Source organism: Microbacterium sp. ER1 (assembly GCF_023383675.1).
Lineage (GTDB): Bacteria > Actinomycetota > Actinomycetes > Actinomycetales > Microbacteriaceae > Microbacterium.
This window is the reverse complement of record NZ_QCXO01000131.1, coordinates 18,956-32,617: the sequence shown is the minus strand read 5'-3', so window position 1 is coordinate 32,617 and position 13,662 is coordinate 18,956. Positions and strand designations below refer to the sequence as shown.

Here is a 13,662-nt window from a genome sequence, read left to right as displayed (position 1 = left end):
CCGTTGCAAAGGAGCACCATGAGCCGTCGTGCCACCCCCGCCACCGAAGCGATCCGCGGGATGAGGGACCTCCTCTTCACGCACGCCACGGACTACGACGCCGCGCGCCGCGAGTTCGCCTGGCCGGACCTGACCGCCTTCAACTTCGCGCTCGAGTGGTTCGACGTCGTCGCCGGGGAGAACCCCGACCGTCCGGCCGTGCAGATCGTCGAGGCCGACCTCAGCCTCCGCTCCTGGACGTACGGGGAGCTCTCCGCCCGCTCCGACCAGGTCGCCGCCTGGTTGCGCGGCCTCGGCATCGGCCGCGGCGACCACGTGATCGTCATGCTCAACAACACGATCGAGCTGTGGGAGGTGATGCTCGCGATCACGAAGCTGGGCGCGGTGTCGATCCCGACCTCGACGCTGCTGTCGGCCTCCGACCTCGCGTACCGCATCGAGCACGGCCGCGCCGGCGCCGTCGTCACCCTCGGCAGCCTGGCCGACCGCCTCGAGGGGATCGACTCCGCGGTGCTGCGCATCGGCGTGGGCGCGTCGCTGCCTGCCGACTGGAAGCGGTTCGCGGACGCCGCCGCCACCACGGAGGAGTTCGTTCCGGACGGCCCGACGCCCGCCGGCGACACGGCCCTGCTGTACTTCACGTCCGGCACGACGAACCGCCCGAAGCTCGTGCAGCACACCCACGTCTCCTACCCGGTCGGCCACCTCTCCACGATGTGGTGGCTCGGCGTGCGCCCGGACGACGTGCACCTCAACATCTCCTCCCCCGGGTGGGCCAAGCACGCCTGGTCGAGCTTCTACTCCCCCTTCCTGGCCGAGGCGACGGTGTTCGTCTACAACTACGACCGCTTCGACGCGAACACGCTCATGGAGGTCATGGACACCCATCACGTCTCGACGTTCTGCGCCCCGCCCACGGTCTGGCGCATGCTCCTCCAGGCCGACCTCTCCCGGCTCGCGCACCCTCCGCGCGAGCTCGTGGGCGCCGGCGAGCCGCTGAATCCCGAGGTCATCGACCGGGTGCGCGAGGCGTGGGGCGGCACGATCCGCGACGGCTTCGGCCAGACCGAGATGACCGCCTGCATCGGCAACTCCCCGGGGCAGACGGTCAAGGTGGGATCGATGGGCCGTCCGCTGCCCGGCTACCCGGTCGTGCTGCTCGACCCGTCGACGGGCGAGGTCGTGGAGGACGAGGGCGAGATCGCGCTCGACCTCGCCCAGCCGCCGCTCGGCCTCATGGCGGGGTACTACGACGATCCGGAGAAGACCGCGGAGTCGCGGGCCGGGGGCTTCCATCACACCGGTGACATCGCCGTGCGCGACGCCGACGGCTACCTGACCTACATCGGGCGCTCCGACGACGTGTTCAAGGCCTCCGACTACAAGGTCTCGCCGTTCGAGCTCGAGTCCGTGCTGCTGGAGCACGACCTCGTGGTCGAAGCGGCCGTCATCCCCAGCCCGGACCCCACGCGCCTGGCGGTCCCGAAGGCGTACGTGTGCCTGACGCCGGACGCGGGCGCGGACGAGGCCGCCGCCGCGCGCGCCGTGTTCGGCTACGCGCACGAACGGCTGTCCTCGCACCTGTGGGTGCGGATCATCGAGTTCGTGCCCGAGCTGCCGAAGACGATCTCCGGGAAGATCCGCCGCGTCGAGCTGCGGGCACGCGAGAGCGCCCGCGTGGCCGCGGGCGACGAGGCGCGGCAGCACCGCGACCGCGACTACCGCTGAGCGCTAGGAGACGACGGCGACCGGCGCGGTGGGCGTCGCGGTCGAGCCGGTCTTGAGCGTGGCCGTCGTCGTGGTCGCCGGCGCCGGCTTCACGCGCGCGGCCCGGCGTCGCGACTCGAAGCCGCCCGCCGTGAGCATCGCGCGCACGATCCCGCCGATCACGAGCATGCCCACGAGCGACGCGCCCGCCACGATCAGCGGAAGCCACTGATTCGCGAAGCTCGCGGTGAAGCTCATCAGCGCGCACACGATCCACAGTCCGACCGCGCCGCCCGCGAGCCCCCCGGCTCCGCGGATGATCGCGATCGCGGCCACGATCGCGCAGACCGCGGCGAGCGCCGCACCCACGTATCCGATCGGTACCAGAATGGCGGCCAGGTCTCTGGCCACTCCCAATGTCGTCATGACGACCCCCCGTCCGGCGGAACCCCTCCGCACCTTCGACATTAGAAGTGTCTCTCCGGAAGGCCATCCGTCTCAAGTCCGATCCGGGTCATCCTTCCGGTGGATATCGCGGATCAGCGCCGGACCGGCCACCGCAGCCGGCGGGGGCGCACGACGCGGACCGGGCGGGTGACGACCGCGTCGACCACCATCGAGCCGTCGGTGGGGCCGACGATCGCGATCGCGGAGGTCTCGGTGCCCTCGGCCGGGGCCACGGGTTGCGTCGCGAGCGCGCGATGCGCCTTGACGTAGGCCGGCACGAGGAGCACGATCGCGCCCACCCAGGCGAGCGGGTTGCTGAGGGCCACGCCGTCGAACCCGATCATCGCCCCGAGGACGACCGCGGCGACGACGCGCATCACGAGCTCGATCACGCCGGTGACCGTCGGCACCAGCGTGTGGCCGAGCCCCTGCAGCGCGCCGCGGAGCACGAAGAGCATGCCGAGCGCCCAGTAGCCGCAGCCGTTGATGATGAGCATGCGGTGCGCCATGTCGACGACGTCGTCCGAGCCGTCGCCGACGAACAGCCGGACCATCGGCGCGCCGAACGCGATGAGCAGCCCGCCGAGGACGATCGCCGCGGCGACCGCCATCCAGGTGGCCTCGACCACGCCGCGCCGGATGCGGTCGGGGCGGCGTCCACCGTGGTTCTGCGCCGCGTACATCGACACGGCGAGCCCGAGCGAGGAGAGCAGGGCGACCGCCAGGCTGTCCACGCGGGACGCCGTCGTGTAGGCCGCGACCGCGTCGGCGCCGAGCGTGTTGAGGGCGACCTGCACCGTGAGGGTCCCGATCGCGATGATCGAGGCCTGGAAGCCCATGGGCAGACCGAGGCGCAGGTGGTCGGCGATGTCGGTCCGGGAGATGCGCCAGTCGGAGCGACGCAGGTGCAGCATGGGCAGCCGCCGGCGCACGAACTCCAGGCAGAGGATCACCGAGACGGCCTGTGCGACCACGGTGGCGAGCGCGGCACCCGCGACGCCCCACTCCAGCGGACCGACCATGAGCACCACGAGACCGACGTTGAGCGCGCAGGAGACCGTGAGGAACACCAGCGGGGTCTTCGAGTCGCCGATGGCGCGGATGATGGCGGAGAGGTAGTTGAAGAACATCGTCGCGCCCGCGCCGAGGAAGCTGATCTGCGTGAACACCGTCGCCTCGGCCATGAGCTCGGGCGGCGTCTGCAGCAGGGCGAGGATCGGCCCGGCGATGAGCGGCGCGACCACCGTGAGGACCACGCTCGTGATGCCGCTGAGGAGCACGCCCGTGGCGACCGAGCGGCGCACGGCGGCGTCGTCGCGCGCACCGAAGGCCTGGGCGATGGGGATGGCGAAGCCGCTCGTGAGACCCCAGGCGAAGCCGAGGAGCAGGAAGAGCAGGCTGCCCGTCGCGCCGACGGCGGCGAGGGACTGGACGCCGAGGTGGCGTCCGACGACGATCGCGTCGGCGAACTGGTAGAGCTGCTGCACGACGTTGCCGAGCAGGAGCGGGATCGAGAAGGCGAGGATGACGCGCCACGGACGGCCCGTGGTGAGGGTGGTGGCCATGAAGGAAGGGGCTCGCAGGGAAAGAGGGGATGGATCGGGGGTGCGCCCAGTTTATCGAATCGTTTCGGGCGAACGGAACATCCCGGGCCGGATTGCCGTCGCCGGGGCGTCGATTTCGAACGAGCGGGCCGCGGTGGTTACTCTGCATCAGTCGAGGACGACCGGAGGAGATGAGCGTGACGAAGGAAGACACGGGGGCCATCCGCCAGGGGCAGACCGCAGCCGGAGGCGAGGAGCACCTGCGGCGCGCGCTCAGCAACCGGCACATCCAGCTGCTCGCGATCGGCGGGGCGATCGGCACGGGCCTGTTCATGGGCAGCGGCAAGACGATCTCCGTCGCCGGCCCCTCCGTGATCTTCGTCTACATGATCATCGGGTTCATGCTGTTCTTCGTCATGCGGGCGATGGGCGAGCTGCTGCTGTCGAACCTCAAGTACAAGTCGTTCAGCGACTTCGCGAGCGACCTGCTCGGCCCGTGGGCGGGCTTCTTCACCGGCTGGACGTACTGGTTCTGCTGGGTGGTCACGGGCGTGGCCGACGTGATCGCGATCGCGGGGTACACCGATGCGCTCATCCCCGGCATCCCGCTGTGGATCCCGGGCCTCCTCGTGGTCGTGATCCTCCTGGCGCTCAACCTGCCCACCGTCGCGGCGTTCGGCGAGATGGAGTTCTGGTTCGCGCTCATCAAGATCGTCGCGATCGTCGCCCTCATCGTGACCGGTCTCGTCATGATCCTCACCGGCTTCTCGCACGACGCCGGCACCGCGAGCTTCGCCAACCTGTGGGAGCACGGCGGCATGTTCCCGCACGGCTTCCTCGGCTTCGTCGCCGGCTTCCAGATCGCGGTGTTCGCGTTCGTCGGGATCGAGCTCGTCGGCACGGCCGCCGCGGAGACGAAGGACCCGAAGCGCAACCTTCCGAAGGCCATCAACGCCATCCCGATCCGGGTCCTGCTGTTCTACGTGGGCGCGCTCATCATCCTCATGTCCGTCACGCCGTGGACCGAGTACGTCGCCGGCGAGAGCCCCTTCATCGCGATGTTCGCCCTCGCCGGACTCGGCATCGCCGCCATCGTCGTCAACCTCGTGGTGCTGACCTCCGCGATGTCCAGCGCGAACTCCGGCATCTACTCCACCTCGCGCATGGTCTTCGGGCTGGCGCAGGACGGCGACGCCCCCCGGTTCTTCGGCCGGCTCTCGAAGCGCCGCGTGCCGCAGAACGCCCTGTTCCTGTCCTGCATCCTGCTGCTGTCCGGCGTCGTGCTGCTCTACGCGGGCAAGGACATCGGCACGGCGTTCGAGATGGTCACCACGGTGTCGGCCGTGTGCTTCATGTTCGTGTGGACGATCTTCCTCTGCAGTTACCTCGTGTACCGGCGCCGGCGTCCGGAGAAGGCGGCGACCTCGGCGTTCAAGATGCCGGGCGGCGTGTTCATGGTGTTCGTGGTGCTCGCGTTCTTCCTGTTCATCCTCTGGGCGCTGACCACTCAGCCGGACACCCTGATCGCCCTGCTCGTGACACCGATCTGGTTCGCGATCCTCATCGTCGCCTGGCTGTTCGTGCGGAAGTCGCCGCACCACCTGGAGCGCCACGCCGCGCACATCGCGTACCTGCGCGACGACACGATCCCGGCCGACTGAGCGTCAGGCGACCGACTCGAGGGTCGCGGGCCGTGCGGCCGCGACCTTCGGGGCGAAGACGCGGGGGCGGAGCGCGAGGAACAGCAGCACCATGCCGGCGGCGAGCAGCATGTGCCCCACGCCCGCGATGCCGGCGATCATCTTCGTCGACTCCTGGCCGAGCACCGTGAGGCAGCCGTGCCAGACGAGCATCGCCGAGGTCAGCACGAGCCCGGCGGTGTAGGTCCAGAAGAACCAGCCGAACGGCCGGCTCTCGGAGAGCGCGAACGCCTTCTCCAGGAGCATCACCACGAGGAAGACGACGAAGCCCAGCACGAGCAGATGCGTGTGCACGAGTCCGAGCTGCGTCGGCGCCCCCTCCGGGAAGCGGTTGATCTTGGTGAACTCACGGTAGAAGAGTCCGGAGGCGACGCCCACCAGCATGGAGGCGAACGCGGCGGTGAAGAGCCTGCGCATGGGAGTCCTTTCTGTCTGCCTCCAGCCTCGCCGTGGGGCCGTCGCCGCGGATCCATCGAACGGTTGAGACCGCGGGCGTCAGAGCAGACCGGACTCCCTGGCGATCGCGACCGCCTTCGCGCGGCTGTCGGCCCCGAGCTTCTCGAAGACGTGCACGAGGTGGGTCTTCACCGTCGCCTCCGTGACGAACAGCGCCTTCGCGATCTCCCGGTTCGAGGCCCCGGTGTCGAGCAGCCGCAGCACGTCGAGCTCGCGCCCCGTGAGCTGCACCCGCGGGGCGCGGAGGGCGCGGCCGACGCGCGCCGTGAGCTCCGGCGTCAGCGCCTGCCCGCCCGACGCGGCCTGTCGCACGGCCCGGACGATGTCCTCCGGGTCGATGTCCTTGAGCAGATACCCCGCCGCCCCTGCCTCGATCGCGCCGAGGATCTGGGCGTCGCGGTCGAACGTGGTGAGGATGAGCACCGCCGGCGCCGGGTCGAGCGCCCGGAGCGCCGCCGTCGTCTGCACGCCGTCCATGCCGGCGCCCAGCCGCAGGTCGCAGAGGACGACGTCGGGACGCAGGTGCCGGGCGAGGACGACCGCCTCCTCCCCCGACGCGGCCTCGCCCACGACCTCGGCGTCGTCGCGGCGGTCGAACAACGAGCGCACGCCGGCGCGCACGATGGGGTGGTCGTCGACGAGCAGGATCCGCACGGGGGTCACGACCGGCCTCCGAGGGGCAGGTGTGCGGACAGCGCGGTGCCGTCGCCGGGGGCGCTCTCCACGTCGAGACCGCCGCCGAGCTCGCGCAGTCGGGCGCGCATCGCCCGCAGGCCGTAGCCGCCGCCGGGCCCCGCCGAGTCCAGCCGCGACGGGTCGAAGCCACGACCGTCGTCGACAACGTCCAGCCGCACCGCGTCGCCGGCGTCCGCGAGGGTCACCACGACACGGGTGGCGCCGGCATGGCTGCGCACGTTGGCGAGTGCGGACTGGGCCGTCCGCAGCAGGGCGACCTCCGCGTCGAGGCCGAGGGCGGGCAGATCCTCGTCGGCATGGAAGGTGGCCGCGATCCCGGTCTCGGCGGTCAGGCGCTCGAGCATCCGGGCAAGGGCGTCGCTCAGCGCGGAGCCGTCCAGCTCGGCGGGCATGAGGTCGTCGACGATGCGTCGGGCGTCGGCGAGCCCTTCCGCGGCGAGCGCCCCGATCTGCCCGAGCGCCCGCTCCCGGCCGTCCTCGTGCTCGGCCGCCGACCGCGCCAGCAGGACGATGGACGACAGACTCTGGGCGACCGTGTCGTGGATGTCGCGCGACACCCTGGTGCGCTCGGCGGCGGCGCCGGACTCCCGCTGGGTCCGGGCGAGCTCGTCCTGGAGGGCCGCCATCTCCTGCTGCGTCGCGACGAGGGACGCGATGAGTCGCCGCCGCTCCCGCCCGTCGCGGACGAGCTCCAGGTAGCCGCGGGAGATCCCGAGGGCGAAGATGCCGCCCACCAGCGGCCCGATGACGTTCGCGTAGGTGGTCGTCCCGGTGTGCAGCAGCGGCGCCACGATGACGACGGCGAGGATGAGGATGCTGAGCAGCACGGCCCATCGCAGTCGCAGCAGGAAGCCGGCGAGCAGCCACAGCGAGAACGCCAGCCAGACGAACTCCGGCGACAGCGCCACCGCCCCCAGCCAGATGGCCGTGAGCCCCAGCAGCCAGCCGGCGGCGAGCGCCCGGTCGTCCGTGCGGGAGGAGAGCAGGAGCCCGCCGCCGTACCAGCCGAGGAAGGCGAGGGCGGTCGCGAGCAACCACGGCACCGGGACCCCGTCGGCGAGGGAGCGGACGACGCCGACTACCGTGAGCACGACGGTGATGACGGCCTGGCCGATACGGAGCGACGTGACCAGGCGCCCCCAGGAGCGCGTGCGTCCCGTCCGCCCTCCCGGGTGGTCGGTCTCGGCGGTGTCTCCGGTCGGCATGCTGACATTCTCGTCCGCCGGGCCGGTGTGCGCCTCCATCGTTCGGTCGACCCGGTTCGAATCGCCCGATTGGCGCCATCCGGGCCGGATCTGGGACCAATCAGGCGATTCGAACGGAGGTATCGTGGGGCCGATGTCGACACCGCACCCGTTCCCGGCGACGATCGCGGCGGCCGTCGACCACGAGCTCGTCATCCGCAAGTCGCGCTTCCTCACGCACGTCGCGCCGGTGTCGACGGTGGCCGAGGCTGAAGCCGTCATCGCGACGATCCGGAAGCGCGCCTGGGACGCGAACCACAACTGCACCGCGATGGTGACCGGTCTGCACGGGGATCAGGCGCGCTCCTCGGACGACGGCGAGCCCTCCGGAACAGCCGGCGTCCCGATGCTCGAGGTCCTCCGGCGCCGCGGCCTCACGGACGTCGTCGCGGTGGTCACCCGCTACTTCGGCGGGGTGAAGCTCGGGGCGGGCGGCCTCATCCGCGCCTACTCCACCGCGGTGTCCGAGACGCTCGACCGCGCCGCACTCGTCCGTCGCGCGGCGCTCACCCAGGCGACCGTCGAGGTCCCGCACGCCGAGGCCGGCCGCTACGACAACCTGCTCCGCGACTGGGCGGCGTCCCACGGGGCCACGCTCGGCACGCCGACCTACGGGGCCTCCGCCCAGCTCGAGCTGTGGGTGCCCGCCGCCGCGCTTCCGCGCCTGACCGCCGACCTCGCCGCCGCGTCCGGGGGCGCCGTGGCCCCGGTGGCCGGGATCGAACGGATCGTCGACGTCGCGGACTGAGGCCTCCCGGCGGCCGCACACCGTCCGACGGATATCCTGGACGCCGCGGTCGCGGAAGGAGAGCGATGTTCGACAGTCCGCTCTCGGCCTCGCCGTACGAGATCCTCGGCGTGGATCCGGCCGTCGACGACGCCGAGCTCCGGCGGGCGTATCGGCTGCGACTGCGGCAGACCCACCCCGACACCGGCGGCGACGCGGCCGTGTTCATCCAGGTCCAGCGCGCGTGGGAGCTCATCGGCACCGCGGAGGACCGCGCCGCGTACGACCGCCGCGCAGGCCTGACCGACGACGGCGGCGAATGGAGCGGCTGGCGTCCCCCGACGGTACGCACCGACACCCGGCCGCGCGCCCGCTCCTATGGACACCCCGGGGGCTGGCGCCGCGAACGCTACCTCTCCCTGATCCGCGAGTGGGCGGGTCACGGGGTCGAGGTCCCCGACCCGTACGCCCCGGCCCTCGTGCGCGCCGCCCCACGGGAGCTCCGGCGGCTGCTCGCCGACGCGCTGGCGGAGGAGGCCACGGCCCGCACGGTCTCCGACCTCGGCATGGGCTTCACGGTCTGGCACGACGTCGCCGCAGGACAGACCCCCGAGGACAAGCTCGACCACGTGGTGCTCAGCCCGTCCGGCCTCTACGGCGTCATGTCCGAGGACTTCGGCGGGGTCGTGGGGTTCCGCCGCGGGGAGATCACCGGCCCGAGCCTCGGCACCCGGGCCCCGGTCACGGCGGCTCTCGCCCGGATGCGCGCGGTGGCGAAGGCCGCGAAGGTGAAGTTCGGCGGGGCGATCGTGGTGCTCCCCGACGACGACCTCGCCCAGGCGGTCACCCCGCTCGGCAGCAACCGCGGGGTCCCCGTCGTGGTGGTGCGGCGCAGCGCGTTGGCGATGGTCCTGCGGCAGGGCGTCCCCGGGGCGCGGGCCATCGGCGGCAACGAGCTGTTCGATGTCCGCACGCGTCTGCAGCAGACGGTCCGCTTCGTCTGACGGCGGCGACGCGCCCGGCATCCCGGCATGCTCTTTTGAATCACTCAAAACACGTGTAGAGTCGAGGGCATGGAGACGGAACTCGACTCGGCGTTGCGCGACGCCGGGCTGCGTGCGACTGCGGGCCGTGTCGCCGTTCTCGAGGCTCTCGGCTCCATGGCCCACACGGATGCGGAGCGGGTCTACCGCGCCGTGTCCGACGTGCTTCCGACCACGTCGATCCAGTCGGTGCACAACATCCTCGCGGACCTGACGACGGCGGGCCTCATCCGCCGGATCGAACCGGCAGGCTCCGCGGCGCTGTACGAGCGGCGCATCGACGACAACCACCACCATGTCGTCTGCACCTCCTGCGGTGCGGTCGGCGATGTGGACTGCGTCGTCGGCGAGGCGCCGTGTCTCACCCCGTCCTCGACGGGGGGCTTCACCGTGCAGACAGCTGAAGTCACCTTCTGGGGCCTCTGCCCCAGCTGCCAGAACGCCGCGTAGGCGCATCCACCGATCCCCTCCCCGAGGGTCCGTTCGGCATGTCCGCGCGGAGAAGGAGAAGACCATGACCAACCCCACCGACGCGGGCCGTCCGGCCACGACGACGCAGGCCGGAGCGCCGATCGCGAGCGACACCCACTCGCTGACCGTGGGCCCCGACGGCCCCACCGCGCTGCACGACCACTACCTGGTCGAGAAGCTCGCCTCCTTCAACCGCGAGCGGGTGCCGGAGCGCAACCCGCACGCCAAGGGCGGCGGCGCGTTCGGCGAGTTCGTCGTCACCGAGGACGTCTCGAAGTACACCCGTGCGGCCGTGTTCCAGCCGGGCGCCACCTCGGAGACCCTCCTCCGCTTCTCCTCCGTCGCCGGTGAGCAGGGCTCGCCCGACACCTGGCGCGACGTGCGCGGGTTCTCGCTGCGCTTCTACACGACCGAGGGCAACCTCGACATCGTCGGCAACAACACCCCGACGTTCTTCCTCCGCGACGCCATCAAGTTCCCGGACTTCATCCACTCGCAGAAGCGCCTCGGCGACTCCGGCCTGCGCGACGCGGACATGCAGTGGGACTTCTGGACCCTCTCGCCCGAGAGCGCCCACCAGGTCACCTACCTCATGGGCGAGCGCGGCCTGCCCCGCAGCTGGCGTCACATGAACGGCTACGGCTCGCACACCTACTCGTGGATCAACGCCGAGGGCGAGGTGTTCTGGGTGAAGTACCACTTCATCTCCCACCAGGGCGTCGAGGCGATGAGCCCGGAGGAGGCCGAGCAGCTGGCCGGTTCCGACGCGGACCACTACCGTCGCGACCTGTTCCAGTCGATCGCCGAGGGCGACTTCCCGAAGTGGGACCTGTACGTGCAGATCATGCCGTACGACGAGGCCAAGGACTACCGCTTCAACCCCTTCGACCTCACCAAGACGATCTCGAAGAAGGACTACCCGCGCATCAAGGTCGGCACGCTGACCCTGAACCGCAACCCGGAGAACTTCTTCGCGCAGATCGAGCAGGCCGGCTTCGCGCCGGGGAACCAGGTGCCCGGTACCGGCATCTCCCCCGACAAGATGCTCATGGGCCGGATGTTCGCCTACCCGGACGCCCAGCGTCACCGCATCGGCGCGAACTACAACCAGCTGCCGGTGAACCAGCCGCACGCCGCCGAGACCCGCAACTACCAGCACGAGGGCTCGATGCGGTACCAGTACAACGACGCCGCGCACCGCACCTACCAGCCGAACTCCTTCGGGACCCCCGGCGGCCCCGCGGCCGACCCGGCGAAGGGCATCGAGGTGAACTGGTCGGCGGACGGCGAGCTCACCCGCTCCGCCGCGACGCTGCACGCTGAAGACGATGACTTCGGTCAGGCCGGCACGCTGTACCGCGAGGTCTTCGACGGCCCGCAGCGCGCCCGCTTTCTGGAGGTCCTGACCGGTCAGGGCCGCTCGATCACGGTCGACGCCATCCGCGAGCGCTTCTTCCAGTACTGGACGAACGTGGACGCCGAGCTCGGCGCCGCTCTGCGCGACCGCGTCTGACCCGAGACCCCGGGTTCTCCTCGAAACCCCCTCTCCGCGACACCGCGGGGAGGGGGTTTCGGCGTGTAACCGGGGTCTCGGCGCCAGGGAAGGGAGAAGTGGGGGGAGGATGGTGGGGTGGCTGTTCCCCTCTCCGACCTCACCGAGATGCCCGACCCGCAGCACGTCTACGCGGCGGACGGCACACGACTGGCGACGTACACGTGGGGGGAGCTCGACGCCCCCGTCGTGGTGACCGTGCACGGCTTCGCCTCGGGCGCGCGCGACAACTGGGTGCTCACCGGCTGGGTGCGCGAGCTGACCAGGGCCGGGTACCGCGTGCTCGCACTCGACCAGCGGGGCCACGGGCAGAGCGACAAGCCGCACGAGTCCGACGCCTACGCCATCCGAAACCTCGTGACCGACGTCGAGACCGTCATGGACACGTACCTCGTCGACGACGCGTTCTACCTCGGCTACTCGCTCGGCGCCCGGGTGGGGTGGGAGGTGGCCCGCGAGCTCCCGCATCGGATCGGCCGGGCGGTCCTGGGCGGGGTCCCCGACGGCATCCCCCTCGCGCGTCTGGACCTCGACCAGGTGCGCGCGTACATCACGGACGGCACCCCGGTGGAGGACCGCACGACGCAGAACTACATCGCGCTGACCGAGCGGGTGCCCGGGAACGATCTGCGCGCGCTCATCGCCCTGGCCGAGGGACTTCGGGGCTCCGGCACGATCGATCCCGATCCCGCGGACGCCCCGGTCGTGCCGCTGCTGTTCGCGACGGGATCGAAGGACGCGATCATCGAGGGCTCCCGGGCGCTGGCGGCCGCGGCTCCCGATGCCCGTTTCGTCGAGCTCCCGAACCGCCACCACTTCAACGCCCCCGGCTCCCGCGACTTCAAGGAGGCCGCGCTCGGTTTCTTCGCCGAGTCCTGACCCCGCGAGACCCCGTCTACGCGCCGAGACCCCCTCCTACACCCGCGTGCAGGAGGGGGTCTCGGCGGGAAAGCGGGGTCTCGGGGATCAGGCGGTGGCGTCCTCGCGCTTCGGGAGGACCCAGCCGGCGCGGGGGAAGTGGCACGTGTAGCCGTTCGGGTACTTGATCAGGTAATCCTGGTGCTCGGGCTCGGCCTCCCAGAACGGACCGGCGGGCTCGATCGTCGTGACGGCCTTCCCTGGCCACAGCCCGGAGGCGTCGACGTCGGCGATCGTGTCCCGGGCGACCTGCTCCTGCTCGGGGGTGAGCGGGAAGATCGCCGACCGGTAGCTCGACCCGATGTCGTTGCCCTGGCGGTTCAGCGTCGACGGGTCGTGGATCTGGAAGAAGAACGCCAGGATGTCGCGATAGGTCGTCGCGCTCGGGTCGAAGACGATCTCCACGGCCTCCGCGTGACCGGGGTGGTTGCGGTAGGTCGCGTGGTCGTTCTCCCCGCCGGTGTAGCCCACACGGGTGTCGATCACCCCGGGCTGACGGCGGATGAGGTCTTCCATGCCCCAGAAGCAGCCGCCCGCGAGGACGGCCGTCTCGGTCCCGGGGGTGCGGGTGATGGTTCCGGTGTCGGTCATGACTGCTCCTCAGAGGTGTGGGTGGTGAAGAGGGGGCTGTAGCGACCGTACCCCTCCTTCTCGAGATCCTCCGCCGGGATGAAGCGGAGGGCCGCCGAGTTCATGCAGTAGCGCAGGCCGCCCTCGGCGCGGGGTCCGTCGTCGAAGACGTGTCCCAGGTGGCTGTCGGCGCCGGACGACCGCGCCTCGGTGCGGGTCATCCACAGCGTGCGGTCGGTCTTCGTGGTCACGGCGTCGGCGTCGATCGGGCGCGTGAAGCTCGGCCAGCCGGTGCCGCTGTCGTACTTGTCCCGGGAGGAGAACAGCGGCTGCCCGGAGACGACGTCGACGTAGATGCCGTCGTCGTGATTGTTCCAGTAGGCGTTGCGGAAGGGCGGCTCGGTGGCGTCCTGCTGCGTGACCTCGTACTGCAGGTTCGTGAGACCGCTGACAGCCTCGGGGGTCCTGCCGTAGTCGTTCGACATGAGTGGCTCCTTGTCCGACGCCGCTGGCTGCGGCGTCACTGAGGAGAACCAGGGACGAGCCCGTTTTGGTCCCGCGGGGCTGGGAGCGGGCTGAGAGTTTCT

Annotated in this window: 14 protein-coding genes; 7 read left to right on the top strand and 7 right to left on the bottom strand. The window is 70.9% G+C overall.

The window, feature by feature from the left end; genetic code table 11:
• Window positions 1-18: 18 nt before the first annotated feature.
• Complete coding sequence (locus BV453_RS06755) at window positions 19-1,728, top strand: AMP-binding protein (RefSeq protein WP_249521188.1); 1,710 nt, start codon at window positions 19-21, stop codon at window positions 1,726-1,728.
• A gap of 3 nt (window positions 1,729-1,731) precedes the next feature.
• Here the strand turns inward: BV453_RS06755 and BV453_RS06750 are convergent, their stop codons facing one another.
• Window positions 1,732-2,133 carry a hypothetical protein gene (locus tag BV453_RS06750; protein ID WP_249521187.1) on the bottom strand — a complete coding sequence of 134 codons (402 nt, stop codon included), beginning with the start codon at window positions 2,131-2,133 and terminating at the stop codon, window positions 1,732-1,734.
• A gap of 113 nt (window positions 2,134-2,246) precedes the next feature.
• A complete protein-coding gene (locus BV453_RS06745) occupies window positions 2,247-3,719 on the bottom strand; it encodes an MATE family efflux transporter (protein ID WP_249521186.1) in 1,473 nt (490 codons plus the stop codon).
• A gap of 170 nt (window positions 3,720-3,889) precedes the next feature.
• Between BV453_RS06745 and cycA the strand changes: the two genes are divergently transcribed.
• Window positions 3,890-5,359, top strand: a complete 1,470-nt coding sequence (gene cycA / locus BV453_RS06740) for a D-serine/D-alanine/glycine transporter (RefSeq protein ID WP_374209025.1) — start codon at window positions 3,890-3,892, stop codon at window positions 5,357-5,359.
• Between the two features lie 3 nt (window positions 5,360-5,362).
• Here cycA and BV453_RS06735 read toward each other — a convergent pair whose 3' ends face one another.
• From BV453_RS06735 to BV453_RS06725, 3 genes are all read right to left on the bottom strand, one after another.
• Window positions 5,363-5,815: a DUF2871 domain-containing protein gene (locus tag BV453_RS06735; protein WP_249521184.1), complete on the bottom strand. Its 453-nt coding sequence runs from the start codon at window positions 5,813-5,815 to the stop codon at window positions 5,363-5,365.
• Window positions 5,816-5,893: 78 nt separating this feature from the next.
• The gene (locus BV453_RS06730; protein ID WP_025102775.1) at window positions 5,894-6,517 is read right to left on the bottom strand and encodes a response regulator transcription factor; all 624 of its coding nucleotides are present in this window, start codon (window positions 6,515-6,517) and stop codon (window positions 5,894-5,896) included.
• The gene (locus BV453_RS06725; RefSeq protein WP_249521183.1) at window positions 6,514-7,755 is read right to left on the bottom strand and encodes a sensor histidine kinase; all 1,242 of its coding nucleotides are present in this window, start codon (window positions 7,753-7,755) and stop codon (window positions 6,514-6,516) included. Before BV453_RS06725 ends, BV453_RS06730 begins: the two co-directional genes overlap by 4 nt.
• Before the next feature lie 133 nt (window positions 7,756-7,888).
• Here BV453_RS06725 and BV453_RS06720 point away from each other — a divergent pair, with 133 nt between their 5' ends.
• The 5 genes from BV453_RS06720 (at window position 7,889) to BV453_RS06700 (ending at window position 12,466) form a co-directional block, all read left to right on the top strand.
• Entirely contained in the window at window positions 7,889-8,542 is a 654-nt protein-coding gene (locus BV453_RS06720; protein ID WP_249521182.1) for a YigZ family protein, read from the top strand.
• Between the two features lie 65 nt (window positions 8,543-8,607).
• Window positions 8,608-9,525 carry a DnaJ domain-containing protein gene (locus BV453_RS06715; protein ID WP_025102778.1) on the top strand — a complete coding sequence of 306 codons (918 nt, stop codon included), beginning with the start codon at window positions 8,608-8,610 and terminating at the stop codon, window positions 9,523-9,525.
• Between the two features lie 69 nt (window positions 9,526-9,594).
• Window positions 9,595-10,014 carry a Fur family transcriptional regulator gene (locus tag BV453_RS06710; protein WP_025102779.1) on the top strand — a complete coding sequence of 140 codons (420 nt, stop codon included), beginning with the start codon at window positions 9,595-9,597 and terminating at the stop codon, window positions 10,012-10,014.
• A gap of 64 nt (window positions 10,015-10,078) precedes the next feature.
• Window positions 10,079-11,548 carry a catalase gene (locus BV453_RS06705; RefSeq protein WP_025102780.1) on the top strand — a complete coding sequence of 490 codons (1,470 nt, stop codon included), beginning with the start codon at window positions 10,079-10,081 and terminating at the stop codon, window positions 11,546-11,548.
• Window positions 11,549-11,665: 117 nt separating this feature from the next.
• Window positions 11,666-12,466, top strand: coding sequence for an alpha/beta fold hydrolase (locus BV453_RS06700; RefSeq protein WP_139833270.1), 801 nt, complete (start codon window positions 11,666-11,668; stop codon window positions 12,464-12,466).
• Window positions 12,467-12,553: 87 nt separating this feature from the next.
• Here the strand turns inward: BV453_RS06700 and msrA are convergent, their stop codons facing one another.
• Together msrA and msrB are read right to left on the bottom strand one after the other, a co-directional pair.
• Entirely contained in the window at window positions 12,554-13,096 is a 543-nt protein-coding gene (gene msrA / locus BV453_RS06695; RefSeq protein ID WP_025102782.1) for a peptide-methionine (S)-S-oxide reductase MsrA, read from the bottom strand.
• Window positions 13,093-13,560: a peptide-methionine (R)-S-oxide reductase MsrB gene (gene msrB, locus BV453_RS06690; protein ID WP_062637836.1), complete on the bottom strand. Its 468-nt coding sequence runs from the start codon at window positions 13,558-13,560 to the stop codon at window positions 13,093-13,095. The genes msrA and msrB overlap by 4 nt, the downstream gene beginning before the upstream one ends.
• Window positions 13,561-13,662: the final 102 nt, after the last annotated feature.